The organism is Rhizobium sp. AC44/96 (assembly GCF_001692185.1).
Classification (GTDB): domain Bacteria; phylum Pseudomonadota; class Alphaproteobacteria; order Rhizobiales; family Rhizobiaceae; genus Rhizobium.
In genome coordinates this window covers 66,546-90,957 of sequence record NZ_LXKO01000014.1, presented here as the reverse complement: position 1 = coordinate 90,957, position 24,412 = coordinate 66,546, and the positions used below count along the sequence as shown (strand labels likewise).

General features: G+C 59.8%; 21 protein-coding genes and 1 pseudogene. 10 read left to right on the top strand and 12 right to left on the bottom strand.

Annotation, left to right across the window (positions count from 1 at the left end):
• Positions 1-102: 102 nt before the first annotated feature.
• The 4 genes from A6U87_RS13100 to A6U87_RS13085 all read left to right on the top strand — a co-directional run bounded on the left by A6U87_RS13100 (position 103) and on the right by A6U87_RS13085 (position 2,803).
• Positions 103-777 carry a L,D-transpeptidase gene (locus tag A6U87_RS13100; protein ID WP_065691703.1) on the top strand — a complete coding sequence of 225 codons (675 nt, stop codon included), beginning with the start codon at positions 103-105 and terminating at the stop codon, positions 775-777.
• Positions 774-1,328 carry an OmpA family protein gene (locus A6U87_RS13095; RefSeq protein WP_065691702.1) on the top strand — a complete coding sequence of 185 codons (555 nt, stop codon included), beginning with the start codon at positions 774-776 and terminating at the stop codon, positions 1,326-1,328. Before A6U87_RS13100 ends, A6U87_RS13095 begins: the two co-directional genes overlap by 4 nt.
• A 213-nt stretch (positions 1,329-1,541) precedes the next feature.
• Positions 1,542-1,847, top strand: coding sequence for a hypothetical protein (locus A6U87_RS13090; protein ID WP_065691701.1), 306 nt, complete (start codon positions 1,542-1,544; stop codon positions 1,845-1,847).
• A 131-nt stretch (positions 1,848-1,978) separates the two neighbouring features.
• Positions 1,979-2,803 (top strand): inositol monophosphatase family protein, encoded by an 825-nt coding sequence (locus tag A6U87_RS13085; RefSeq protein ID WP_065691700.1) that lies wholly within the window; start codon positions 1,979-1,981, stop codon positions 2,801-2,803.
• On the opposite strand, the gene A6U87_RS13080 is transcribed toward A6U87_RS13085, so the two are convergent.
• The 8 genes from A6U87_RS13080 to A6U87_RS13045 form a co-directional block, all read right to left on the bottom strand.
• Entirely contained in the window at positions 2,796-3,650 is an 855-nt protein-coding gene (locus A6U87_RS13080; RefSeq protein WP_065691699.1) for a glycerophosphodiester phosphodiesterase family protein, read from the bottom strand. The two genes, A6U87_RS13085 and A6U87_RS13080, sit on opposite strands and share 8 nt — an antisense overlap.
• On the bottom strand, positions 3,643-4,728 hold the full coding sequence (locus A6U87_RS13075) for an ABC transporter ATP-binding protein (RefSeq protein WP_065691698.1): 1,086 nt from the start codon (positions 4,726-4,728) through the stop codon (positions 3,643-3,645). The genes A6U87_RS13080 and A6U87_RS13075 overlap by 8 nt, the downstream gene beginning before the upstream one ends.
• Before the next feature lie 36 nt (positions 4,729-4,764).
• A complete protein-coding gene (locus tag A6U87_RS13070) occupies positions 4,765-5,592 on the bottom strand; it encodes an ABC transporter permease (RefSeq protein WP_065691697.1) in 828 nt (275 codons plus the stop codon).
• Positions 5,589-6,482 (bottom strand): ABC transporter permease, encoded by an 894-nt coding sequence (locus A6U87_RS13065; RefSeq protein WP_083199363.1) that lies wholly within the window; start codon positions 6,480-6,482, stop codon positions 5,589-5,591. Before A6U87_RS13065 ends, A6U87_RS13070 begins: the two co-directional genes overlap by 4 nt.
• Positions 6,482-7,624: an extracellular solute-binding protein gene (locus A6U87_RS13060; protein WP_065691696.1), complete on the bottom strand. Its 1,143-nt coding sequence runs from the start codon at positions 7,622-7,624 to the stop codon at positions 6,482-6,484. The genes A6U87_RS13065 and A6U87_RS13060 overlap by 1 nt, the downstream gene beginning before the upstream one ends.
• A gap of 214 nt (positions 7,625-7,838) precedes the next feature.
• Positions 7,839-8,618, bottom strand: a complete 780-nt coding sequence (locus tag A6U87_RS13055) for an SDR family oxidoreductase (RefSeq protein WP_065691695.1) — start codon at positions 8,616-8,618, stop codon at positions 7,839-7,841.
• Between the two features lie 12 nt (positions 8,619-8,630).
• Positions 8,631-9,779: a galactonate dehydratase gene (gene dgoD, locus A6U87_RS13050; protein WP_065691694.1), complete on the bottom strand. Its 1,149-nt coding sequence runs from the start codon at positions 9,777-9,779 to the stop codon at positions 8,631-8,633.
• Positions 9,780-9,822: 43 nt separating this feature from the next.
• Entirely contained in the window at positions 9,823-10,593 is a 771-nt protein-coding gene (locus A6U87_RS13045; RefSeq protein WP_065692196.1) for a FadR/GntR family transcriptional regulator, read from the bottom strand.
• 195 nt (positions 10,594-10,788) lie between these two features.
• On the opposite strand from A6U87_RS13045, the gene A6U87_RS13040 reads away from it, so the two are divergent.
• From A6U87_RS13040 to A6U87_RS13025, 4 genes are all read left to right on the top strand, one after another.
• The gene (locus tag A6U87_RS13040; RefSeq protein ID WP_065691693.1) at positions 10,789-11,772 is read left to right on the top strand and encodes an arabinose ABC transporter substrate-binding protein; all 984 of its coding nucleotides are present in this window, start codon (positions 10,789-10,791) and stop codon (positions 11,770-11,772) included.
• Positions 11,773-11,838: 66 nt separating this feature from the next.
• Positions 11,839-13,371 (top strand): L-arabinose ABC transporter ATP-binding protein AraG, encoded by a 1,533-nt coding sequence (araG, locus tag A6U87_RS13035; protein ID WP_065691692.1) that lies wholly within the window; start codon positions 11,839-11,841, stop codon positions 13,369-13,371.
• Positions 13,368-14,318 (top strand): L-arabinose ABC transporter permease AraH, encoded by a 951-nt coding sequence (gene araH / locus A6U87_RS13030; protein ID WP_065691691.1) that lies wholly within the window; start codon positions 13,368-13,370, stop codon positions 14,316-14,318. The genes araG and araH overlap by 4 nt, the downstream gene beginning before the upstream one ends.
• Before the next feature lie 4 nt (positions 14,319-14,322).
• A complete protein-coding gene (locus A6U87_RS13025) occupies positions 14,323-15,225 on the top strand; it encodes an aldose 1-epimerase (protein ID WP_065691690.1) in 903 nt (300 codons plus the stop codon).
• 3,301 nt (positions 15,226-18,526) lie between these two features.
• On the opposite strand, the gene A6U87_RS29685 is transcribed toward A6U87_RS13025, so the two are convergent.
• Entirely contained in the window at positions 18,527-18,718 is a 192-nt protein-coding gene (locus A6U87_RS29685) for a hypothetical protein (protein ID WP_141683950.1), read from the bottom strand.
• Positions 18,719-19,088: 370 nt separating this feature from the next.
• On the opposite strand from A6U87_RS29685, the gene A6U87_RS29910 reads away from it, so the two are divergent.
• Positions 19,089-19,226: a hypothetical protein gene (locus A6U87_RS29910; protein WP_158007268.1), complete on the top strand. Its 138-nt coding sequence runs from the start codon at positions 19,089-19,091 to the stop codon at positions 19,224-19,226.
• A gap of 172 nt (positions 19,227-19,398) precedes the next feature.
• Here the strand turns inward: A6U87_RS29910 and A6U87_RS13015 are convergent, their stop codons facing one another.
• Both A6U87_RS13015 and A6U87_RS29675 read right to left on the bottom strand, forming a co-directional pair.
• The gene (locus A6U87_RS13015) at positions 19,399-21,801 is read right to left on the bottom strand and encodes an autotransporter domain-containing protein (protein WP_083199362.1); all 2,403 of its coding nucleotides are present in this window, start codon (positions 21,799-21,801) and stop codon (positions 19,399-19,401) included.
• Positions 21,686-22,537 (bottom strand): Ig domain-containing protein, encoded by an 852-nt coding sequence (locus A6U87_RS29675; RefSeq protein ID WP_065691687.1) that lies wholly within the window; start codon positions 22,535-22,537, stop codon positions 21,686-21,688. The genes A6U87_RS13015 and A6U87_RS29675 overlap by 116 nt, the downstream gene beginning before the upstream one ends.
• A 503-nt stretch (positions 22,538-23,040) precedes the next feature.
• Between A6U87_RS29675 and A6U87_RS29670 the strand changes: the two genes are divergently transcribed.
• On the top strand, positions 23,041-23,220 hold the full coding sequence (locus A6U87_RS29670; RefSeq protein ID WP_065691686.1) for a hypothetical protein: 180 nt from the start codon (positions 23,041-23,043) through the stop codon (positions 23,218-23,220).
• Positions 23,221-24,080: 860 nt separating this feature from the next.
• On the opposite strand, the pseudogene A6U87_RS30435 reads toward A6U87_RS29670, so the two are convergent.
• Positions 24,081-24,395 (bottom strand): annotated as a pseudogene (locus A6U87_RS30435) (NAD-dependent dehydratase); the annotation flags it as partial.
• Positions 24,396-24,412 lie beyond the last annotated feature (17 nt).

Below are 24,412 nucleotides of genomic sequence, written 5' to 3'. Positions count from 1 at the left end.
GTCGACCGTTCCACCAGCGCACAGTTCAATTTTAGTCTTGTGGCAAATAAAAAATCTGTTTTACATGACGCTTCGCTGCTTGGCTTTTGGGGGAAATTGCCGATGGGGTGGACGCGCAGGGATTTATTGCTTGGTAGTTTGGCCTCGGTTGGTACCATGGCCGTTCAAGAACCGGTCTTCGCTGCGGCGGCGTCCTATTTTTCAGGAACCAGCGTCGACAATGGCGTTACGTTCCGAAGCACGAATTTCGCCAAGATCGACAGGAAGTGGCAGCGCCAGGTTGTCAAATACTTCAGCAGCGAGCCGATCGGCACCGTTGTTGTCGATACCACCCATCACTTTCTCTACCTGATCATGGAGAACAAGACCGCTATCCGCTATGGCGTCGGTGTCGGTCGCGAGGGCTTCAAATGGTATGGCCGCGCCACGATCGACCAGAAGGCGCTGTGGCCGCGCTGGACGCCGCCACCGGAGATGCGTGAACGCCACCCCGAACTGCCCGTCTCGGTCGACGGCGGCTCGCCGAAGAACCCACTTGGTCCGCGTGCGATGTATCTGCTTCGCGACGGCGTGGATACGGGTTATCGCTTCCACGGCACCCTGGAGCCCGGCAGCATCGGGAAAGATGCCTCCAGCGGTTGCATCCGCATGTTCAACGAAGATGCGATCGACCTCTACCAGCGCTGCCCTATCGGCACCGCGGTACAGGTCCTGCCGCACATTGCCGATCAGGCTGAAAGTGCCGCCAAGATCAACCAAGCCAACCCGGTCGAATGAGGAATAGCACCCTGATGTCTGCTTTAACCGGATATTCGCGGCTGGTTGTCGCTGCGACCATGCTTCTCACACTTGCCGCCTGCAGCACCACTGAACTTGCCGAGGTGGAAGAGCCCAGCCCTGCCCCCATGACCGGGCAAACGAACGATCCGGCACCCGGCTTCGAGAATGTCGCGGCCGGCAGCGAACAGGACTTCATTCTGAACGTCGGTCGGCGCACCTACTTCACGCAGGATTCGGCCACGCTCGACCCCGTTGCCAAGGCAACGTTGGACAAGCAGGCTCTCTGGCTCAACAACAACCCGCAATGGCTGGTCAAGCTGCAGGGATTTGCCGACGATTCCGGGTCGGCTTCGACGATGACATCGCTGTCGCAAAAACGCGCGGATGCAGCCATGGCCTACCTCGTGTCGAAGGGCGTGGATCCCAATCGTGTCTGGGCCAAGGGCTATGGCAACGACCGCGAAGTCCGCGACTGCACGAACCGCTCCTGCAAGGTGCAGAACCGGCGCGTGGTGTCCAACCTGCGCACAGAGCGCGACGCGGTTTGATTTCGTAAGACGCGAACTCTTCGGCATAGCGACCGCACCCTCCGAAGGGTACAGCCTGGGTAGGCTGCCCTCCTCGGCAAGACCGTCAGTGTCGCGTGTCGTGTCGAGAATGATTGTATTCTCCAATCGGGGCGGCCTAGCGCAAGGTTTCAGTTGACGGTTTTCGACCGTGGGACGACAGTTGTGACCGACAGCAAGGCAGGAGGAAAAATGATGGACGAGCCAGACCGCTGGCGCCACATGGCAAGCGCTCCGAAAGACGGCAGTCGGATCCTCGTTACGATCCACCCATCCGAACAGGGGGCCGCAGAAGTTGACCTCGCATATTGGTCGAATGCCGATCGGTTCGGCGCGGGAGGATGGCGTGCCTCCGATTCCTCGCCCGGCCGCATCATCGAATATGCCGAACCGGAATTGAAGTGTTGGATGCCGATGCCTTCGGCCAACCTCAGTCGCTCTTCGATGCCATCCCCCTGGGAAGGAGAGGACGCCGAGGAACTCGACGGGTCAGGAATTTAAGAGCTTCAGCCGCGCGTAGGCGGTCCATTTCAGCCCAACCGCGATAATCAGATCTCTCGTCACAAAAGTGTTACCCGCTTTTGCGATGGGTGGGCGACAGCTACGTGACTCGAGGTTTTTCAGTATTTTCCATGACATACACCGATATTTCCAGCCGCGTTTCTCCGACGGCATCGCCGCGCCTCGTCACTCTTGCGAAAGCGGTTTTGAAGGCCGGGGAGACGGCGCGCGCATCTCTGAAGCGTCGCCGCATCCACGAGATACTGGCTAAGGCACCGCGCGATTACCAGACCGAGATGGATGTCGCCGTGGAGCACATTATCGTCGAGGAAATGGTCACAGCCTTTCCATCCTACGCCATTCAGGGCGAAGAGGCTGTCGGCAATCGTCAGGCGGATCCTGATACCCCGATCATCTACATCGACCCGATCGACGGCACGACCAATTTCGCCTGGGGTATCCCGCATTTCGGCATGACGATTTCGATCGTCGAGTCAGGAAAACTGGTTGCCGGCGTTGTCTATGACGCGATGCAGGACGAGCTTTTCAGCGCCGAGGTCGGCGGCGGGGCTTACCTCAACGGCGAACAGATACATTGCGTCGACAATGCCGACATCCAGAATGTTCTGATCGGTGCGGGCCTGCCCATCCCCGGTCAGGTGAAGGCTGTCACGCAGGACCGCTACTTTGTCGCCCTGCAGAGGCTGATGGCCGAGACGGCCGGAGTACGGCGATTGGGATCGGCCGCACTCTCGATCGCCTATGTCGCCTGCGGGCGCCTTGACGGCTTCTTCGAGGATGGACTTTCCTTGCACGACTACGGTGCTTCGGCGCTGCTAGTCCGGGAAGCCGGTGGAACCGTCTCGGCTTTCTCCGGCGAACCGGTGACGGCCAACGGAGATATTGTCGCAGCGAATGCTGCGGTCCATGGTTGGCTGATCGAAGGCTTCAAATAGACAATTTGTCGGCCAGAAGCCGTTGCAGGCCGACCGGGTCATCCGTGGTGATCTGGTCGGCCTTCAAGGCGAGCAGGCGCAGGACATCAGGCTCCACGCCGGGGATCGCCTTGTTGATCGTATAGGCGTCAATCCGGCGGCCTTCTGCATGAAAGGCGTTGATCAGATCGAAACCCATGCTATCGGCAAAGAGCACGAGCTTGTGGTGAAGATAGATCATTTCCGCGCGTGGCGATGCGACGAGCGCCGTGGTGACAAACCCCTCGAAATCATGGCTTTCCATCAACCGCTCCATCGCCCCCTCGTGGCAGGGATCATACCCGATCGGCATGTCAGGCACGGCCCGCGACAAACGCTCGACGGCGACCGCATCGCCACCGGACAGGATCACCGATCGCGCAACCGGTGCGATGGCTTCGGCAAAGGCGGCAATGTCGGCATCGCGGATGTCGGCTGAACGCTCCTTGAGATCAAGCTGCAAGACAGCGCCGGCGGCCTGCGCGCTTTCCTCCAGCAGTCGCCCGAGATCATCGATCAGCATGATCGGATGGCCGGTCTCCGCCCCCTGATGATCGCGCAGGCGAAGAGAGCGCAGATAGTATGCCGTCGCAGCCAAGACCGGCCCCTGCCCGGTGGTCGCCCGATCCAGCGTTTCGTCGTGGAGGACAGCAAAACCCGCATCTGCAAAGCGCACGAGATCGATCTCGACACTCGCCCCGCAGGCCATGCCTTGCGCGATGCGCTCGCGGGTGAAGGAGACATCCCCGCCAAAGCGATGACCGCGATGCCATTTCAAGAGTGTCCGATGACCGTTTGCCTCGATCGATACGCCCGCCTGCTCAAGCATGCCCAACAATCCTTGTCTCTGTATTGGCAGCACCATCGGCTGACCGATGGACGAGCGTGTTATCACGGAATGCGAAATAGGCCGATGCGGTCGCCTCGACGCGGCTTCCCTTTTGCCAGGTCACCGCAGGAGATGTCATCGCCTTCAGTCGCGTACCATCCGGAAGGTCGACGTCGACAAGCTTGTGCGTGCCGAAATCGATGCTCCGGTGAACAACGCCGGCGTGTGGGCCCTGCGCTGGCTCAAGAACAAGTGCTTCCGGGCGGCAGGCAATCGCCACGTCGCCATCGGCAACCGGTACCGCGACCCTGAAGCCTTCATGCTTATGGTCGCTGACGCCATTTCTCACCGTCGCGCGCACGAAGTTCATCGAGCCGATAAAGCCCGCAACAAACTCGGTCTGCGGTTCGCGATAGATGACGTCGGGAGGCGCGACCTGTTCGGTACCGCCATCGCGCATCACGACGATGCGGTCGGCCAGGGCCAGCGCTTCGTCCTGACCGTGGGTCACGAAAAGCGTCGTGATCCCCAGACGCTGCTGAATGTCCTTCACCTCCTCGCGCAACAGCTCGCGCAAATGTTGGTCGAGGCTGGCGAAAGGTTCGTCCAGAAGCAGGATCTTCGGCTCCAGCACCAGGGATCGCGCCAGCGCCACACGCTGCTGCTGTCCGCCGGAAAGCTGGTTCGTCATTCTTTTTCCGTAGTTGGCAAGACCAACCAGCGTCAGCGCATCCTCGACGCGCTCGCGGATCTCCGTCTTCGCCAGACGACGCAGCTTCAGACCAAAGGCAATGTTGTTAAAGACATCAATGTGCGTCCAGAGCGCATGGCTCTGGAAAACCATTCCGGTCGGCCGCTTCTCCGGCGGCAGCAGGGTGACGTCCTTGGCATCGATCATGATCGATCCGCCGCTTGGGCGTTCGAAACCACCGATCATGCGCAGAAGAGTGGACTTGCCGGAGCCGGAAGGGCCAAGCAGGCAAACGAGTTCGCCATCTTCGACGTCGAGTGAAAAGTCCTTCACTGCGAAAGACGAGCCGAAGGTTTTGGAGACGCCCTTGATTGTCAAGCGTGCCATCTGGAGCCTTTCTTCGAGCAATGCCCGACCATGGAATTATGCACCAAAACCTCGGGCAAAAGCGCCCGTTCCGATCACGCGGCGGGCAAACATCAACGCGATGAAGGACGGGACCCACAGCATGACCGAAAGCACCGCGCCATATTGCACGACGATCTGATTGTTGATGAAGGTGATCATCAGAACCGGCATCGTGCGGATTTCCGGCGCGCCGATCAACCAGGCGCCCTCGGTCTCGTAGAATGTTCCGACAAAGGTGAGCAGCACCGCAGCAAAGATCGTCGGAGCGGCTTGCGGCAAAGTGATCGACCAGAAGACGCGTAGCGGCGTCGCACCGGCATCCCGCGCTGCCTCTTCCATTCGCCGGTCGACATTCTGGAAGGCGGCAACCGGAATCCAGATCATCAACATCAATGTACCCACGAGCTGGATGAGAACGACACCCCAGAAGGTGCTGATCAGTCCGAGTTGCAGGAAAATTCCGGCGATAGCGACCAGCAGACCGAATTTCGGAAAGGCATGCGAGGCAAGAAACGATAGGAACAGCACGTCGCGGCCGGGAAACTTCATGCGCGCGAATGCATATGCAGCGGGAAGGCAGATGATCGCCGACAGCAGCGTCACGGTTGTTGTCAGGCGAAGGCTGAGTGTCAGTGCATCCCATACATCCGAGCGCGCCAACGTCTGAGACCAGAAGCGCAACCCGAACTGCTGCGGAATGACCGAGGGATATCGCCAGACCTCGGTGAAAGCCCAGGTGCCAACAACGACGAGTGGCAGGGCAATCACCAGCGTCAGAATGACGGCGAACGCGATGCCCGGCCAGTCGATCCGTGGCGCGTCGGGCTCCTTTGCTAGGCTCATCGTGCCTGCTCCCGGTTCTTGGCAATCGAGCGCACGTAGAAGATCCCGAAGGCGAGGCAGAACGCAAAGGCAATGACGGCCTGCGTCAAGGCGTTCAGCGGATCGTTCATGTCGGAGAATGTGCGTTGCATGAATGGTCCCATCATTTCTGGCGAAGCCGGACCGAGGACATAGGGCAGCGTGAAGGACGAGAAGATGCCGAGGATCGCGAAGGAGCCGGTCACCAGCAGCGAATTGCCCATGCGCGGCAAGATGATCGCCGTGAATACCCTCGCCGGTCGCGCGCCGACATCGCGTGCCGCCTCGATCGAACTCTTCGGAATGGCGGTAAGGCCAGCCGTCAGCATCAGAACAGTGATCGGCAGGTTGTCCCAGACGAGGCCGATCACCGGCCCCCACGGTGTAAGGTAGGGAGACGGAAGCTTCGGCAGTCCCAATGCGTTCAGCAGGAGATCAACCGTTCCATTCGGCCCGATCGTCCTGATCAATGCATAGGACAGGATGATCGACGGGACGAACAAGGGAAAGATTGCAAGGCCCTGAACGTAGGCCGCCAGCTTGCCTTGGGAAAAGCGCAGGTAAAGCGCGATCGGCAAGCCGATTGCGAGGAGCAGGATTCCACAGACGAATGTCGTCCAGAGCGTGATCCAGAGATTGGCAAGACTGTAGTGGTCCGTGAAGAAGAAGCGGTACGACGCCAGCGAGAAAGCTCTTGTACCGTCCGGCTGACCGACGAAGATCGTGCCGACCACCGCTGAAAAGATCGGGTAGACGATCAGCCAGCCAAGCAGCAAGACCGGCAGGGCGACCAAAAGCAGCCCGACCGATCCTTTTGCACTGGCCGGCGCAGGGGAGTGCGCCAGCGGCGGTATTGCAAAGCCCTTACGCATCAGGTGCGGCTGATGCCTGGAGCAACGTTGCGGTACCAACCGTCATTGATCTTGCTTTCCCAATCACCGCTTGGGAATGTCGGGATGGTCTTCGGGATCACGTCAGCATATTTCTGACGAAGCTCGTCGGAGATGTGATCCCAGGAAATGCCCGGGAAGCCGCCGATCTCCGTGATGATCGCTTCCTGGATTTCCTTGCTCAGCAGGAACGACGCGAGCTTCAGCGCGGCATCCTTGTGGGCACCGTTCGAAAACACGGTCATGCGCGAGAAACCACCGCAAAGAGCGAGGTCGCTGAGCTGCACGAGGCCCGTCGTTTCCGGCAGAACGCCCTGCGAGATCGCCTGCAGCACCTGATCCGACCAGACCGGCGTCATCGTGACGACGCCCTGTGCCAGAAGCTGGATCGACTGCGTATTGCCAGCCGTATAGGCGCCCTTTTCATAGAGAGAGGGAGCGAGATCGGTGAGGATCTTCCAGGCAGGCGTCAGTGCCTGGTTGCCGTAATCCTCTGTGTAGTTCTCAACGGTGAACTTCCCAGGATTGCGACCATTGGCTTCGTGGATGGCACGGCGAACGAAGTTGCCACCCGAGCCACCCTTATCAGGACGGTTGTAGATGAACTGACCCGGATTGGCCTTGATCCAGGCTGTCAGCTGTTCCCAGGTCTTCGGCGCGTCCTTCGGATCAAGCTTCGTCGTGTCGTAGGCGAGGAGAACCTGTGAGCCCCGGTAAGGCAGCGAATATTCGCTGTCGAAGGCCAGCGGATTAATCTTGTCGAAGCCGTCGATGTTCGCAGCCGAGAACTTGACCCAGAGGCCGGCGTCGATGCCGCCTGCGGGCAGGCGCGGGTCGAAATGCTCGAAGATATCGGACTGCGGATCTGTCTTGGACTTCAAGGCCGCAAGCGCGCGGTCGGCAATGGCGCGCAGACCCGTATTGTCACCGGCGTCCGTCACCCGGATCGCTGCCTCGGGATGTGCCTTTTCGAAGGCCGGGCGGACGATGTTGTTCCAGAAGTCGATGATATTCGCGTCCGAGCCGCTGTAGAGATCGATCGATTCCGCAGCAGAAGCAAATCGCGGCATGGCAAGTAGGCCTGCGGCAGCCGACGATGTGATGAGAAATTCGCGTCTGTTCATGTCCGTGTTCCCGGTGTTGAGGCACGCGCTGGGCGCGCCAATGGTGGTTAGCTAACCGCAGCGCGTGACACCGACATGACAGTGAGGGACTTTTTGCACGCCTGTGCAATTTCGCGCGAGATCGGGTGGGAGCCGATCGCGCGTACGATCTAGGATTTCGGGTGTATTCTGAATTGTGCCCACAAACGGCCGCTCCCCTTAGGGGAGCGCGTTGTCATGCCGGATGTTGCTGGACACTCAGGCCGCCATCAACTGTCAGGCAGGTGGCATTCATGAAAGGGCATTCGTCGGAGATCATGAAGACGGCCGCCATCGCAATCTCCTCCGGTGTCGCAATCCGTCCGCCTGGGTGCAGTTTCATCGTTTCAGCCTGGGCGGCCTCCGGATCGGGAAAGCTGTTCCAATAGTCGATGACCTTCTGCGTTGCGACGTAACCGGGAGCGAGCGCGTTCACGCGGATATTCTTCGCGGCATACTCGAGCCCGAGCGACTTCGTCATTCCGAGCAATGCGTGCTTTGCCAGGGGATACGGAAAGGTGCGCGGAATGATCGTGAAGGCATGGGTCGACGCAATGTTGAGGATCACGCCACCGCCCTGATCGATCAGCCCCGGCAGAATCGCTTTCGAGCAATTCCACGCGCCCTTAAGGTTGATGTCGAAGCAGCGGTTCCACTCCTCATCGCTCGTTTCAAGCGGCTCCGCAAAGACATTGACACCGGCGTTGTTGACCAGCGCATTGATCCGCCCGATCTCGGTTTCGGCCTGTGACAGGGCTGCGGCAATTGTCTTGGCGTCGGTGATATCCGCCATCTGACCGCTTGCGACATAGCCCTCCGCCCGCAGCGCTGCGACCGCGCTGTGAAGCAGGGTCTCGTCGCGATCGATCAGAAAAACGCTTGCTTCCTCGCGAACAAAGGCCTTGGCGATGGCAAGACCAATCCCCTGGGCCGCGCCCGTGATCAGAATGCGCTTGTTACGCAGGCGCTTGACCATGACGTCGCCTCCTCACCACTCAGCGAAGCTGCCATCCTCATGGCGCCAGATCGGATTTCTCCAGCGATGCCCCTCTTTGGCGCGCTCGATGACATAAGCCTCGTCGACCTCGATGCCGAGCCCCGGCCCCTGCGGGATCGAAACGAAGCCATCGGCGTAGTGAAACACCTCCTTGTTGGAGATGTAGTCGAGGATATCGTTGCCCTTGTTGTAGTGGATACCGAGGCTCTGTTCCTGGATAAAGGCGTTGTAGCTCACGGCATCGACCTGCAGGCAGGCGGCCAGCGCAATCGGGCCAAGCGGGCAATGGGGTGCCAATGCGACGTCATAGGCCTCGGCCATGGCCGCAATCTTGCGGCATTCCGTGATCCCACCGGCATGGGAAAGATCGGGCTGCAGGATATCGACATAACCATCCGCCAGGACCGACTTGAAGTCCCAACGCGAATAAAGCCGTTCACCGAGCGCGATCGGCGTCGAGCAATGGTTGGCGATCTCCTTCAGTGCTTCCCGATTTTCCGACAGCACCGGCTCTTCGATGAACATCAGTTTGAATTGCTCGAGTTCCTTGGCGAGCACCTTGGCCATCGGACGATGGACCCGGCCGTGGAAGTCGACGCCGATACCGATATGCGGACCGATCGCATCGCGAATGAGACCGATCGTTTCGACGGCCTTTTCGATCTTCTCGTTTGTATCGACGATCTGCATTTCTTCGCAGCCGTTGAGCTTGATCGCCTTGAAGCCGCGAGCGACCACATCCTTCGCATTGTTGGCGACATCCGAGGGACGGTCACCGCCGATCCAGGAGTAGACCTTGATCCTGTCGCGCACCTGCCCACCAAGCAGCGAATGGACGGGCTGGCCCAACGCCTTGCCCTTGATGTCCCAGAGCGCCTGGTCGATGCCGGCGATTGCACTCATATGAACGGCGCCGCCGCGGTAAAAGCCGCCGCGATACATGACGTTCCAGTGATCCTCGATCAGAAACGGATCCTTGCCGACCAGGTAATCTTCCAGCTCATGCACGGCCGACTGGACGGTGAGTGCGCGGCCTTCCACGACCGGCTCGCCCCAACCAACGACACCTTCGTCGGTCTCGATCTTCAAAAACAACCAGCGCGGCGGGACGATGTAGGTGGTGAGTTTTGTGATTTTCATGATGACACTCGTGTTGGCAGACGTTTGCAGGCCCTGTGGCTCTTCATTCGCCTGCCGGCGTGGGATGTTTCTTTACGGCGATCGCGAGATCGCGCGCGGCGACATTGAGCATTCGGTTTGAACAGTCCCGCGCAGCAGCCTTGTCGCGCATGCGCAGGGCCTCAACCAGCTGCCGGTGGATTTCGACGGCCTCGTCGCGCACGTCCACTGCCTCGTTCGACGCATGGAGAGAGAATTCAAGCGCGGCCTGAATGATGCTTGCAAGCTGCATGAAGACCTGGTTGTGGCTAGCTTTCAGGAGAGCAGCATGGAAGGCGACATCGGCCTTTGTGAAGGCCTCCAGGTCTCCTTCGGCGTCGCGCATATGCTCCCAGGCCCGCTCGATCTCCGCCACTTCCTGTACGGTGGCACGCTCGGCGGCAAACTCTGCGGCAAATGGCTCCACGGCACGGCGCGCATCAAGCACGCATGTCAAAAGGTTCAGTTCGAATATGCGTGGCCCGATCCATTCGAGCACCTGCTGGTCGAGGATGTTCCACTCCTCTTTCGGACAAACGACGGTGCCCACGCGTGAACGACCGCGGACCATCCCCTTGGATTCGAGAATTTTCAGCGACTCCCGGATCACCGTGCGGCTGACACCGTAGCGAAGACACAACTCGTTCTCCGTCGGCAGAAAGGCACCGATCGGGAAAGTATCCGCGCAAATGTCCGAAGCGATCGCCCGGGTTATGTTCTTCTGCACGCGGGGACGACGCACGGCTCCCTCCGCCTGCCGGACATCGGCGTTCTCGTCTCGTTTTTTAACAGCCATTCTCATCCCACTTTTCGCGGCCCTGCCTTGCCAGCGATCCATAGCCTCTTTCGATTGATATGGCGATGGTCAGATCAGCACGACACTACTATCATACATGGATATACAATTCATCATACAGACGCAATTGACGATTATGATGAAAGAAGATACATCCAGAGCCACTGCAGGCGCAGTCAATTTGGGAGAGAGACAATGGGATTTATTAAATCAGCCATCCTGGCTGGCACCGTCGCCGTATTCGCAGCCACCTCCGCCTATGCCGCCGACGTCAAGATCGGCTTCATCGTCAAGCAGCCGGAAGAGCCGTGGTTCCAGGACGAATGGAAGTTTGCCGACGTTGCCGCCAAGGAGAAGGGATTCACCCTCGTCAAGATCGGCGCGGAAGACGGCGAGAAGGTTCAGTCGGCGATCGACAACCTTGGCGCCCAGGGAGCGCAGGGTTTCATCATATGCACACCTGACGTGAAGCTCGGCCCCGGCATTGTCGCAAAGGCCGCCGCCAACAATCTCAAGCTGATGACCGTCGATGACCGCCTCGTCAACGCCGATGGCAGCCCGATCGAAGACGTGGCCCATATGGGCATCTCGGCCACCAAGATCGGCGAAGCGGTTGGCCAGACCATTGTCGACGAGATCAAGAAGCGCGGCTGGGACATGAAGGACGTCGGCGCGATCCGCGTTTCTTATGACCAGCTTCCGACCGCCGTCGACCGTGTCGAAGGCGCTCTTTCGGTGCTGAAGGCCGCCGGGTTCCCAGAGGCAAACATCTTTGACGCTCCCCAGGCCAAGACGGACACGGAAGCCGCGCTTAACGCCGCAACCGTCGTGCTCAACAAGAACGCTGGCATCAAGCATTGGGTTGCTGTCGGCCTGAACGACGAAGCCGTGCTCGGCGCGGTACGTGCAACCGAAAGCGTCGGCATTGGCGCCGACAGCATGATCGGCGTCGGCATCGGTGGTGCGGACTCGGCCATCAACGAGTTCAAGAAGCCTGCCGCCACCGGCTTCTTCGGCACCGTGATCATCTCGCCGAAGCGCCATGGCTACGAGACCGCGCTCAACATGTATGAGTGGGTCGCCAACGGCAAGGAACCGGAAAAGCTGATCCTGACCGCCGGCCAGGTCGCGCTGCGCGACAACTATGAAACGGTGCGCAAGGACCTCGGCATCGAATAACCCCACTCCTCAGAATGGTGTCAGCCCGGCGGCTTTCTGTCGCCGGGCCTCTTTCGGGGTGCTGACATGCAAGACTTTCTCGAATTCAAGGCAATATCCAAGGGATATCCCGGCGTGCAGGCGCTGGCCGATGTTTCCTTCTCCGTGAAGCAGGGCGCCGTGCACGGCCTGATGGGCGAAAACGGTGCGGGCAAATCGACGCTCATCCGCGTGCTCTCCGGCGACCAGTCCGCCGATACCGGCGAGATTGTCATTGCCGGCACGCCGCAGCACTATCGTTCGGTGCGCGATGCCTTCGAGGCCGGCGTCATCGTCATTCACCAGGAACTCCAGCTCGTGCCCGAGCTGACGGTCGCCGAAAATCTCTGGCTGGGCCGTTTCCCCGGCCGGGCCGGCGTCATCGATCGCACGCGTCTCATTGAGGTGGTGAAGGAGAAGCTGGCGGAGATCGGCATCGATATCGAACCCACCGCCAAGGTGGCATCGCTTTCGATCGGCGAACGCCAGATGGTCGAGATCGCCAAGGCCGTGATGGCCGATGCGCGCGTCATCGCGCTCGACGAGCCGACCTCGTCGCTGTCGTCACGCGAAAGCGAAATTCTGTTCTCACTGATCGACCGGCTCCGCGCGCAGGGCAAGGTCATCCTCTACGTCTCCCATCGCCTCGATGAGATTTTTCGCCTTTGCGACAGCCTCACCGTTTTGCGCGATGGCAAGCTCGCCGCGCATCATCCCGACATCGCCAAGACGACGCGCGAACAGATCATCGCCGAGATGGTCGGCCGCGAGATCTCCAACATCTGGGGGTTTCGCCCGCGTGAGCAAGGCGCTGCCCGGCTGGAGGTCAAGGCCCTCGCCGGTCGCAAACTGCGCACGCCGATCAGCTTCTCCGTCCGCCAGGGCGAAATCCTTGGCTTCTTTGGCCTCATCGGCGCCGGTCGCAGCGAAATGGCGCGCCTGGTCTACGGCGCCGACAGTCGGTCGCAAGGCACCGTCAGCGTCGATGGCAGCACAGTCGCGCCGGATAGCCCGCCGCATTCCATCCGCGCCGGCATTGTGCTTTGCCCCGAGGATCGCAAATTCGACGGTATCGTGCAGGGCCGCAACATCGAGGAGAACATGGCGATCTCCTCGCGCCGCCACTTCTCGCCCTTCGGCATCCTTCAACCGAAGAGGGAAGCAGAGCTTGCCGAGCGCTTCATCGCCAAACTGCGTGTCCGTACACCCTCTCGAAAGCAGGACATCGTCAACCTTTCCGGCGGCAACCAGCAGAAAGTGATCCTCGGCAGGTGGCTTTCCGAGCAAGGCGTGAAGGTTCTCATCATCGACGAGCCCACACGCGGGATCGATGTTGGCGCCAAGTCCGAGATCTACGAGATCCTCTACGAACTCGCGGGTCAGGGAATGGCGATCGTGGTGATCTCAAGCGAACTGCCCGAGGTCATGGGGATCACCGACCGCATCCTTGTCATGTGCCAGGGTCGCGTCGCCGCGGATATCGCCCGCGCCGATTTCGATGAACGCCGCATCCTCGCCGCTGCCCTTCCCGATGTGGCCAACGCCAGCGAACTCCCCAACCAGCAGGTCCCGTCTCGATGACGTCTTTGAAAAAACTCCTCCTCGGCGAGCAAGGCCTCGTCGTCATCTTCGCCGTCGCCTTCGCCATCGTGGCGCTGACTGTTCCGAACTTCCTGACCGAGCGCAACATGCTGGGCCTGCTGCAGTCGGTGGTGACGATCGGCATCGTCGCCTGCACGATGATGTTCTGCCTCGCCTCGCGTGACTTCGACCTGTCCGTCGGCTCCACCGTTGCCTTTTCCGGCATGGTCGCCGTGATGGCCTCGAACGCCTCTGGCTCGATCATCATCGGTCTTCTTGCCGCGCTTGTGTGTGGCGGTGCCGTCGGTCTGGTCAACGGCGTCGTCATCGCCCGCTTTCGCATCAACGCGCTCATCACGACGCTTGCTACCATGCAGATCGTGCGGGGTCTTGCCCTCATCGCTTCGGATGGCCGGGCGGTCGGCATCAACGATCCCGGCTTCTACCAGCTGGCGCTGTCCAAATTCCTCGGCATCCCTACGCCGATCTGGGTCATGGCCCTCTTTTTCCTGGTCTTCGGCTTCGTGCTGAACCGCACGGTCTTTGGCAAGAATACACTGGCGATCGGCGGCAACCCCGAGGCTTCGCGCCTGGCCGGTGTCAACGTCTCGAACATGCGGATCTGGATCTTCGCGCTGCAGGGTCTCGTCTGCGCTGTTGCCGGCGTCCTCCTCGCCTCGCGCATCACATCCGGCCAGCCGAATGCCGCAACAGGCCTCGAGCTTTCGGTCATCTCCGCCTGCGTTCTCGGTGGCGTCTCGCTTGCCGGCGGCCGGGCAGCCATGACGGGCGTCATCGTCGGCGTGCTCATCATGGGCATTGCCGAGAATGTCATGAACCTCCTCAACATCCAGGCCTTCTATCAATATGTCGTCCGCGGCCTGATCCTGCTGCTCGCCGTGCTCCTCGACAACCTGCGCTCGGCAGCCGCCGGCCGGCGCAACTGACGTCATGACCGGCGACGTCATCCGGCTGGAGAAAGACGGGCTCATCGTCAAGGTGAGCCCGCTCGGAGGTTCCATCCTCTCGGCCGAATGGCATGGCATCCCGTTCCTCCAGCCAGCCCCCTCGCCCGGCCTTGCGTCGAAAGTACTGGGGGCTGAGGCCTGCTTTCCCCTCGTGCCTTTCGGCAATCGCATCGAGAATAACAGTTTCCGTTTCAACGGACGGGATTACACGCTGGCACCGAACACCGCCGATCCGCTCGTCCTGCACGGCGACGGCTGGCTCCAGCGCTGGACAGTTGAACAGCACACACCGCACCGCATCGTTCTGCGAGTCAGCAAGGACGCGGACTTGGCCTCCCCCTTCGCCTACGAGGCGACGGAAACCATCACGCCTGGCAACGGCCAGCTGACTATCGCGCTCGCCGTTGTAAACCGGGCCACAGAAACCTTGCCCTACGGCCTCGGCTTTCACCCGTATTTTCCCCGCACACCCGAAACCCACCTCTTCGCCCGCGCTCACCGTCACTGGTCGGAACGCGAAAACCACCTACCCGGGGCTGTCGGCCCGATACCGCCGGGTCTCAACTTTGCTGCCGGCACGACACTGCCGCACCATTGGCTGAACAACGCCTTTGATGGCTGGGACGGGCAGGCTAGGATCGAATGGCCGGAGACAGGTCTGGCGTTGTCCCTCACGGCAGACACGCTGTTCGATCGATTTGTAGTCTACTCCCCCTCCCCTCACGCCGGGTTCTTCTGCTTCGAACCCATGAGCCACCAACCAAACGGCCATCATCTCCGTCGCAACGGTGGGCTTGCTGCGCTCGCCCCAGGCCGCGCGGTCTCCGGCCAGCTGACCCTTTCGTTGCGAAGCCTATCAAGAAGGTCAACTCGCGAACGCTCATAGGCGATCCCAGCCGCTAGCGACCACTAGGCTTCCCATAATTCAATATTTTTCCCGCACGATAGTTCGGTAGTTGAGCCCTACCTTCCGGAGGTACGAGATCTCAACTCGTTGAGATCATGGCAAACTGATCGTTTATCCGAAGTGATATAAGAATTTACTTCTGCCAGCACCGATATACTACAGTCCAGCGCGAGCCCTCACCTGTCGAGTGAGATTTGTCTCCGATCAAGAGATCGGTGCCACCACCAAGGCGATCCGGAAACTCGTTCGGCAAGAACGGCGACAGCTGTGAGCTGAGGTGGCATGCGGGACTTGAGCAGTGGCACCATCTTCCATTTCGGCGTTCATGTGGAGAAGCCATTGATTATTGACCTGCGCCGTCCCCTCCTCCCCATGGGCCCAATACGGCTCAGTTGTCGGCAGACGAGCGCTAACTTGTTTTTGCGAATACGCAGAGCTTCGGGTGTCAACGCGCGCATGTAGAGGAACGCGCTGGGGCCGCAAACCACTCATCAAGACTCTACAAGCTGCCTGGTCGGCGCGGCATGCGCCATCGCTAGCGAGCAACGACAACCTTATGATCCGCCTATTCTGCCATTCGTTAATACCCCTGCCCAGGCCGGCCACGATAGGTCGCCACTGCCTCCAGATTGGCTGTCCACGCTCACCACTAGCCGGTACCGCTACGGCCATCGCCCATGAACATTTTACAAAGCCTCTCACTCAGGCGCTACGAACGCGTTCGGGCGTCCAACGTTCACCCTCAATCGGGGTCAACGCCAAGAGGCTTATAGGAGAAATGCCGCGCCGCTTCCTGCCGCGCCCCCAATTCCTTCGTCGCCGCCGCGATTTTCGCGCGCCAGATCCTGGACGGACTTTCGATCGTCCAGCGGGCGGTCAACGGGCCTCTTTGCCATGCCCACCGAGAACCGAACGGCGCCATCACGCATGCCCTCTTTGATGCGATGGGGTCTGATGGCGGGCAAGTTCCCATCCGCAAGGACTATGTGGCGAACTGTCGTTGGCGCCACTTCTGCTCGGGTGCGCGGTCGAGTCCCGCTCTGAAAAGTCGGCTTCACGCCCCGCGGCCAGATGCCACTCCATGTGTTAGACACAGCGGCCGCTCTTCCGATCGCAGCCGGTGCTACAAAACTGAACCCCTTCGAGACGGCAACGAACGACAGATCGTCGGGTTCGGAGGGCCTTAAAGAAGACCAAGGTGGTCAGCTAGGATTTCGGTGGTTCGGACGGCGTGACGTGGCAATCTTCGTAGAAGGAATTCGCGCTACGCGCGCTCCCTGGCTGCCGAATACAGCGGCGGACTTTTCTTGAGGTTTTTGATCCTCGCCCATCCTCAGCCACAACATATGTCCACGAGCTCATTTCGCTATCTGAAAGATCTGCCTAGCTGCTTTCGCTGGCTAATTTATTCGCATTCCGTTGCGTCCTACAAGGACGCCCGAAAGGACCGCTGGCGCATCATATTCTGCTTTGGCGAGCTACTGGGCATAGTTCGAGCTGGTGCAGGTAGGTGGCGGCTGCATACAATCAATTGGCCTCATCAGCTTCCACACGGGCATGGAATGGAGGTTCCTCGACATGGCTCAGATCGCGGAGCCTTGTCAGCTGAAAAGGTTCTCCACCGCCCCGTCCCTCCCAGGTGCTCCTCAGGCATTCGCGCTCCTGGATGCATCCTTCAAAGACATCTTCGAGATTGGTCAGCTCTGCGAAAGCGCCACAACCAGTGAACCAATGCAGAATTCGAGCGACCTTGTCAGCTGACAAGGTCGCCCCCCGATGTGCCGGCGCCGCAAGTCAATCAACGGGGAAGCTGAAAGCAACCGCTGGCTCGGATGTCGGCGACCAAAGATAAACATAGCCACGGAATAGGGGCTTTTGAACGAGCTGGCCTGACGCCGAATTGCCAGTAGCCTTAACGCCGGTCGGCCAATTTCGACGGCGTCCTGCATCAGGTGGCGCCGCCGGGCTGCCGCAGGGATGGACTCAGTTCGGGCCAAGGTCAAAGGCGGCGTCCCACATAGGGTTCATGCGGTGCGCAATTTTGTTTGATCCATTCAGTAACGTCAGCTGGGAAATCTCGAAGCGAGCCAAATCCAGGGCCGGTCTGGTGTTTGCTTACGCCATGGACCGCTGAGGCGGCTGTAGCGCATGTACCCTCTGAGACCTTAGCACTATTGGGGTAGGCCAAGGTAGCCGGGACCCTCTTGGTGCCATGCGCGCCGCACCGCCGCTCCAGTCGAACGCCTGCTGGCACTGCTTGAGTTGAAGGCCGGCCGAACGGTGAATTGACCCGTGGACGTCGCCATGCACCTCATTGTTAAGTCGGAGCCGACCGTCAGCAAAACCTTCAGTCGCCACATCGGCGCCAAAAGTTCGACTTCGCAAGAGTGGAAGCAGCGACGGAAGATGGCGTCACCTTTGACGGAAAGGTCGCACTCGTGTTTCTGTCTCGGGCCCCTTCAATGCTGCGCCGTACGGCGAGGCGCAAGGCCGTTTGGCACCTTGCGGCTCAATGGCCGCACTCCGATCACGACCGCAGGTTCGAGGACGACAGCAGCTGAAATCGAGCGATGTAGAGGTCCAACTCCTTCCTTACTGCCCCGATTCTGTCATGCCAAAAGTCATGACTCGTTATGAGCGCCGATCGCCGGTTTCTTAGTTGTATTCCGTGTGCTCTCGTCGGCCCGTTGGCTCTATATCCCAGCGACCAGTATTCCTGAGGTAGGGGCCGCAATTTCTCACGGTGGTCGGATAGTAACGCACGCAACGGCGCCCACCTTGGCGGATTCCCGAAGTCACCTGTTGGTTGCCTTGCGCCAGACGAAAAAGGCCGACACTTCCGTCGGTGCCGACCCTTCTTGATCCGTCTCGATAGCAGCTACCAGTACATCCGTGGTTAGTTGCTAGAAGCACGATGGATTAAGCTTAACTCACACCCAAGATGCGTCAAGTACGGCTTACGGGGGTCGTAGGAAGCGCCTCCGAGACGGTTCTCCAGTGATTGTCTGGCTGCGATGAGGGCGCACGGCAGGATTGCTGCTCCAGACTTTAGGGGTGAGATCTTCGACAGTGCCGACTGCCGGGCAGGTGCGTATGTCTGGGATCCAGTCGGCAATGTGGTCAGGCCTATGCTTGCGCCCAAGGGTAGGCCGCCGCGATGTATAGTCCCGGTCTCGCCGCCTGCTTTTTCTCGGCCAGGATCCGCTGTGCGGCTGCCTCCCGAAGTCGATCCAAAGTTCTGCCATGGGCAATAATCGGTACCTGACGGTCGAGCGTGGCATTACCCCAGGAGCGGCACCGGTCCATATTCGACTGATGACGAGGAGAGAGCCTCCCCTATATCCGGCAGGGTCGAGGGCTTGCCGACATAGGGCGGGGGTGTCAGGGTGTCGGGTGGAGTTGAGGACGCGTTCTTGACGACGACGGCGTCATCTTCTTCTGTCGCCCGCAGGATGGTGGTGCGATCCTCCACGCCGGTACACATACACGGTGAGGCGTCACATCCATCGTGTGGTTCCCGCGCCCGTAATAGAGGTTTCAGCGACCATCGCGGCGATGCTTTGATGCGGTTTCACGATTTTCTACCGAACCAATGCTATCGATAATGCTACGGACAGGTAGGCAATAGGGGAAGCAAAGCGTCAAATCGCTTCCGACTAGACCAGTATTTACCACAAGTTCAATGTGTTATGATTGCGACAGAGCTACCTTAGAGAGCCTGCTGCCGCATACGCGGGGGCTGATTTCTATGGTAGTGCCAACGATTCCTGCGTGCAAAGCTTTTGTCATCAGACCGAGCCTGCTGCCGCATTGCTGCCGACCATTGCCTCCTAAATCTTTCGATGATGCTTTCGACCTATGTCGGCCACGCCAATCTGCTCGATACCTACTGGTATATCGAGAGCGTCCCCGAGCTCATGGCAATGGTCGGCAGTCGCTTCGAAGGTGCCGCTCCCGTTGGAGGCGACTTTGATGACTGATACCACACCTTCCTTTCCAACACTGCTGCAACGCTTCTTTGTGGATCGTCTGCGCCAGCAACGAGCGGTAAGCCGCTGCACGGTCGCGGCCTACGGGACACGTTCAAGCTCTTGCTGGCCTTCCTGAGAAGCGGATTGCGACGGCTTCTCGCTTGGAGATAACTCCATACTCTCAGAACCTCTTCGAGAGATCGATGTTGATGCGCTGGCTCTGTAGTCCATCATGGTCGAGTGTGGCGCTGTAGCGGGCGGTCATGGTTCCGGCATCGCTTGTGGCGAGTGTCAGGCCGAAGCCGACTGTCAGGCGATCTCGATTATGGCTTGAACCGGCGACGACGTAGTCGATTGGCCAGCCGCTATCGGCATAGGTGACGATCGTGTCGCCGTCACGCATGAAGTCGTGTGAAAAATCGAGGGTCAGCTCGGGGGTCAGGATCGCTGTCTCCAGTGCGATGTCGTAACCAAGTGTAAGTCCAAAGGTTGCCGTAAGGCCATCGGCGTTCTGGCTGCCGATCACTGCGTTCTCCCAGCCGGCACTGCTCTCCTCGACCTTGTCGAGGAGAGAATGTGATCCGCTGAAGCGGCCATAAGACGAGATGAAGACGTCGTCTATGCGATAGTCATAGCCACCGGTAATTGCCGCATAGACCTGCCGACCGCTACGATTTGCCTCGGCTTGCCGACCAGTCACGGACGTGGTCCGCAGGGACTCGAAGGTCAGCAAGCCCGTGCCGACCAACCCCTCTAGAAATAGACCGCCGCCTGGCTGATAGATGCCATAAAGCGTCGCACTGGCGGCCTTGTTTGCGCTGGCCGTGCCCTGCCCAACGACGTCTGAGCGATCCTGTGAAAAGCCGATCGCGATCCCGCCGATCACATTTTCCGTCAGCCTGTAGTCCAGCCCTAGACTGAGAGAGGCTGTGGCATAATCGATGTTGCCGGCCTCCGTCGTTGAGGCATTGCCGAATGTGATCGAGCCGCCGCTCCAAAAGGCAAGATCTCCGCCGGCGAGAAGCGAACATCCCGCGTTGGCCGACGCGGGCGCCTGTCCTTGCGAGCCGTCTGTCAGGCTGACCGCGAGGCTGTTTTCCAGGCATCGTCTGCCGCGCAGCGATTTCAGGTGCTCCTCCACATTATCGATTTGATTGTCGGCGAGCCGCCTTGCCGCTTCTGCCTGGGCTAGCAGGAGCCCGACAAGGTCCGCATCGACCGCAAGGTCGGGCCGCGCCGAAACGCTGAACGTGATTGTTGCCGGGGCCGATGTGCCGCTTGAACTCGTCAGAGTATAGGTCGCGACTGCAGTGCCAGAGAACGTCGGGCTGACAGTAAAACGCAGCCGATAACGTCCTGCCCCGATGGCGGCGGCGAATGCCACACCGCTATCCGTTGTCGCCGTGTCATCAAGAATAATGGTGGCGATGCCCGCCGACGGTGGCGAAAGCGAGATCAGGTCCGCTCCGGTGAAGGGGCCGCCGGTTGCACCGTCGGTCAGGTCGACTGTCGTGGTCAGTCCGGAGGTCGATGCGCTGGAGATGGATGGTGCAACGGGAGCGGCCACCTCGATCGCGAGAACGATATTGGTTGAGCCGGTCGCTCCATACACATCATGCGCGGTCAGGGTAAGCGGAAACTCGCCATGTTCCGCCGGGGTGCCTGACAAGGTTGCAGAGGCGGCATTGAAGCTTACGCCAGCCGGCAGGCTGCCTGTCAGCGCGTAGCTGTAGGGAGCGCTGCCATTGCTTGCACTGAAGGCCTGGGAGATGGGTTCGTTCTGCCGAAGTGTGATCCGCCCGGTCGGCGAAAGCGCGAGATTGGGCGCTGTTACGGCAATGTTGACGGTTGCAGGGCTCGATTCCCCGCTGGCGTTGGTCGCCGTGTAGGTAAAGCTGTCCGCACCAGAGTAGCCTGGTGTTGGCGTATAGGTGATTGCTGTTGCGGAAACGACCGCGTTGCCGTGGCTGGGACCGGAAGCGACGGCAACGCTCGATGCGGCGCCCCCGGAAAGATCGAGCGTGATCGGGTTGTTGCTCGTGTTGGCCGCGACGGTCGTCATGACGTCGCCGGCAACCGGTGCAGCGGCCGCAACGGTTATGGTATAGACCTGACTTCCGGTGGCCCCATAGATGTCCGTCGCAGCGATTGTGAGAGTTTGGCTTTCGGCGGTCGTCGGTGTCCCCGAGATGGTGCCATCTGTTGCAAGACTCAGCCCCGCGGGGAGCGAACCGGAGGTCACGGTGAAGCGATAAGGCGCCCCACCGCTGGCAGCAAAAAGGACGGCATGGTAGGATGAGAAAACCGTTCCCTCCGGCAGCGTTTGTGAAGGAAACGTCAAGCCGTTCGAAATGACGTGAATGGTCACGGTCGCTTCGACCGAGGTTCCGTAGAAGCCCGTTGCAGTATATCTGAAACTGTCTGTGCCGGAGTAACCTTGCGCGGGCCGGTAAAAGGCCTGGCTGCCGTTAATGGTGAGCGTGCCATAGCTCGGCTGAGCCGAGATGAGGACCGAACTCCACAGACCCGAAATGGAAAGTGAAATCTCGCGACCAATGGAGTTGGCGTCTATGCTGGTCTCCACATCCGCGCCGCACGCCAGTCGATCCGTAACTGTCCGTCGCTGTCACGGTGAAGGTGTAGCTCCCGTCCGTGGTCGTCGCCCCCAGGAATTCGCCCGCCGGCGACAGAGTGACGCCCGGGGGCAAGGTACCTTCGGTCACACTGTAACTATACGCTCCGCCGCCACCAGTGGCCGACAGCGTGATGTCGAGGGCTGCACCCTCGGCAACCTCACGAATCGTGGCGGGCGAAATCGTTAGCGTTGCCTGTTCAATCTTGATCGTAAACGTCTTGGATTGGTCATGGCGAACGGCATCTGTCCAGCAGAGGTCTGGAATATCAGGATCACAAGTGCGGACATTCTCGAAGTAATGATAGGCCACGCTTACGGTATATGTGCCGATCTGTGTTGGCGTGCCTTGCACCGAAAGATAAAGCTGACCAGCACTATCGAAGGCGCTGAGCGTCGTGCCGGGAATGGATCCGCCTATGCTGTCGATATAGAGGACGCCGCTCCCCGCACTGGCGTTGAGGTATGGTCGAGAGATCGCCTCGCCCACCGGAAAGGTGCGCTCCAGTACATCGAGGGCCAGGGCTCGACCAGTGCCAAAGCCGACAATGATCAGAAAGGCAAGCAGTAGTCGCGGTGGAACTCCCCTGCCCATCCCATAAATGGCGAACTGGCTACGTGTCCCTTGGCGATGCGCGGGCGATGGGCGAATAAAACGACTGAGGAGAGCGACAAGCGACATGAGCATGCTTCAAATCCTGAATTTTCAGGATCGTTAATGCGAATGCCCGGCAGGCAAAATAACCAGCTCTGGGTGCATCTCCGGCCGTGCAGCCCAATTTTGGGTAGACCTCAACCATCGCCTACGACTTGGCTTATTCGAACCCTGCGCGTGTGTCCGGGATACGATTGGTCACCAAGCGGACCGATGTCTTGGACTTAGTGTTTTGTTTCCGCGCCGCTCTACAGCTCCCGGGCCCTTAGCAAATAGCCGGCCTCGTCGCAGATTCATCTTGAGCAGTCGAATTTCAGGCCGGCCGCGATGCATGCAGGCTCGAGCGCCTTGCGCCCCACGAATTAAATAGAAGCGTCGCTTTCCTCGCCAACACCGGATGCTGCGGCGCTGGCTCCCAGGTGCAGTCGCGCGTTTCGCGATAGCTATCCTGCGCTTCTTACCCCTTTGTTGATTTCCACGCGGAACTGATCCGGTGGGGGTGCGGACGAAAACTTGGACCACCAAGGAGGTAGTTCATGTATTCCTACGCAGGCAGACTTCGAGCGGTTGAGCTCTATATCCGGCTGGGCAAGCGACTTAACGCGACCATTCGCCAGCTGGTAATGTTGTCGGTGTTGGACGGACCGGTGTCGTGCACCAGCGTCTCGGTGACGGTCAGGGGTATGAGTTCCAGGCTCGCCAAACCATTGGCGTAGTTTTCCCCATCCGTCGCGGATCCACGCGTCGATCGCTTCCTCGAACGATCTGCTTGTCACCAGACCCGCGAACGATCCATTCAGGGGCACGATCGCTGCTCCGGTTGCTCCGAGATGACGCTGGCCACATCGAGCGCGCGACCCCAGTCTCCACCGCTGGCAGCATTCCGAGAATGCCGTGCAGATTGCGCTCAGGTTCCAGTCGGCGGCCATGCTGTCCCCGATCCAATGCGCCGAAGGTCTCGGCGATCCCCATTGAAATCACAGAGAACACGCATGGTCCACTGCAACTTGCACGAAATGCGTAGGATATCTACGCTCGCGCACAAAGCTCGCCTTCAGTCGCTACGGAGCATTCTTTAGGTGTTGCACCATCCAATTGTCACATGAGTTGGGGGACGGTTGTGGGAGAAGCCGTCGGCCCACTAGGGATGCCACGCAGGCGACCGTGATTGACCATCGATGGCCGATCGGACCAGGGAGGCAAAAGTCACGCGACCGATCGGGCTACCCTGAAACCCAGAGCGACTTGCGGCCGTAGGCTCGCCAAAGCAACCTGCCAATTGAGATGGTCGGGTTTAAATTTCCTTCACCATTTTTTGGCATGACATCGCGGCGCGGATTTATATTGCGTTCCGTGCGCAGGGGGCATCTATGCGAGTGTCTTTGGTCCGAGTCTGGTCCACCGCGTTCATTCTGGCGGTACTCGTCGCAATCAATCCATTCGGCAATCACGCGGCGGGGCCGCTGGCGACCGGATCCAGCCCAATGAAGAATTGATGGGGCGATCGCCCGGCACCGCGAACCGCTGCCGGAAGACGCTGGGCGACAGGTATAGCCCAATCGACCCAATTCCATGAATATTCCCATTGCTCTGCTGCCTTTTCCTGTGCGATCGAGACCACCTGTAACCTGGGCCCCTTGCCAAGCGCCTGGGCGACAATAGGGATGAAATACCTTCCTTCCCAAACGGCATTGTAGCGAGCGCCGGGTTCAGCCCTTCGCCCACATAAGCCGACATGCCCTTGTCCCGGGCAATGGCAATCAAGGGTGAAATCAGACCCTGCTTTATAGTGTTGTGCACCTGCGGAAGGCGGACCACCCCCAACATTCACATCGGCCTCGAGAAGAGAATTGCCCGCCAGTTCGGATGCAACGCGCGGATTTGGATGCTCGTGCTAGGCATTTGAAG

What these genes read in the sequence shown, in the direction of transcription:
- A6U87_RS29910 (WP_158007268.1), top strand. Translation starts at nt 19,089, where the DNA reads ATGATGCTTTCGACCTATGTCGGCCACGCCAATCTGCTCGATACCTAC.
- A6U87_RS13065 (WP_083199363.1), bottom strand. Translation starts at nt 6,482, where the DNA reads ATGCGTAAGGGCTTTGCAATACCGCCGCTGGCGCACTCCCCTGCGCCG.
- A6U87_RS13070 (WP_065691697.1), bottom strand. Translation starts at nt 5,592, where the DNA reads ATGAGCCTAGCAAAGGAGCCCGACGCGCCACGGATCGACTGGCCGGGC.
- A6U87_RS13095 (WP_065691702.1), top strand. Translation starts at nt 774, where the DNA reads ATGAGGAATAGCACCCTGATGTCTGCTTTAACCGGATATTCGCGGCTG.
- A6U87_RS13085 (WP_065691700.1), top strand. Translation starts at nt 1,979, where the DNA reads ATGACATACACCGATATTTCCAGCCGCGTTTCTCCGACGGCATCGCCG.
- A6U87_RS13090 (WP_065691701.1), top strand. Translation starts at nt 1,542, where the DNA reads ATGGACGAGCCAGACCGCTGGCGCCACATGGCAAGCGCTCCGAAAGAC.
- A6U87_RS13060 (WP_065691696.1), bottom strand. Translation starts at nt 7,624, where the DNA reads ATGAACAGACGCGAATTTCTCATCACATCGTCGGCTGCCGCAGGCCTA.
- A6U87_RS13100 (WP_065691703.1), top strand. Translation starts at nt 103, where the DNA reads ATGGGGTGGACGCGCAGGGATTTATTGCTTGGTAGTTTGGCCTCGGTT.
- A6U87_RS13040 (WP_065691693.1), top strand. Translation starts at nt 10,789, where the DNA reads ATGGGATTTATTAAATCAGCCATCCTGGCTGGCACCGTCGCCGTATTC.
- A6U87_RS13025 (WP_065691690.1), top strand. Translation starts at nt 14,323, where the DNA reads ATGACCGGCGACGTCATCCGGCTGGAGAAAGACGGGCTCATCGTCAAG.
- A6U87_RS13080 (WP_065691699.1), bottom strand. Translation starts at nt 3,650, where the DNA reads ATGCTTGAGCAGGCGGGCGTATCGATCGAGGCAAACGGTCATCGGACA.
- A6U87_RS29675 (WP_065691687.1), bottom strand. Translation starts at nt 22,537, where the DNA reads ATGCTCATGTCGCTTGTCGCTCTCCTCAGTCGTTTTATTCGCCCATCG.
- A6U87_RS13045 (WP_065692196.1), bottom strand. Translation starts at nt 10,593, where the DNA reads ATGGCTGTTAAAAAACGAGACGAGAACGCCGATGTCCGGCAGGCGGAG.
- A6U87_RS13055 (WP_065691695.1), bottom strand. Translation starts at nt 8,618, where the DNA reads ATGGTCAAGCGCCTGCGTAACAAGCGCATTCTGATCACGGGCGCGGCC.
- araH (WP_065691691.1), top strand. Translation starts at nt 13,368, where the DNA reads ATGACGTCTTTGAAAAAACTCCTCCTCGGCGAGCAAGGCCTCGTCGTC.
- dgoD (WP_065691694.1), bottom strand. Translation starts at nt 9,779, where the DNA reads ATGAAAATCACAAAACTCACCACCTACATCGTCCCGCCGCGCTGGTTG.
- A6U87_RS13075 (WP_065691698.1), bottom strand. Translation starts at nt 4,728, where the DNA reads ATGGCACGCTTGACAATCAAGGGCGTCTCCAAAACCTTCGGCTCGTCT.
- araG (WP_065691692.1), top strand. Translation starts at nt 11,839, where the DNA reads ATGCAAGACTTTCTCGAATTCAAGGCAATATCCAAGGGATATCCCGGC.
- A6U87_RS29670 (WP_065691686.1), top strand. Translation starts at nt 23,041, where the DNA reads ATGTATTCCTACGCAGGCAGACTTCGAGCGGTTGAGCTCTATATCCGG.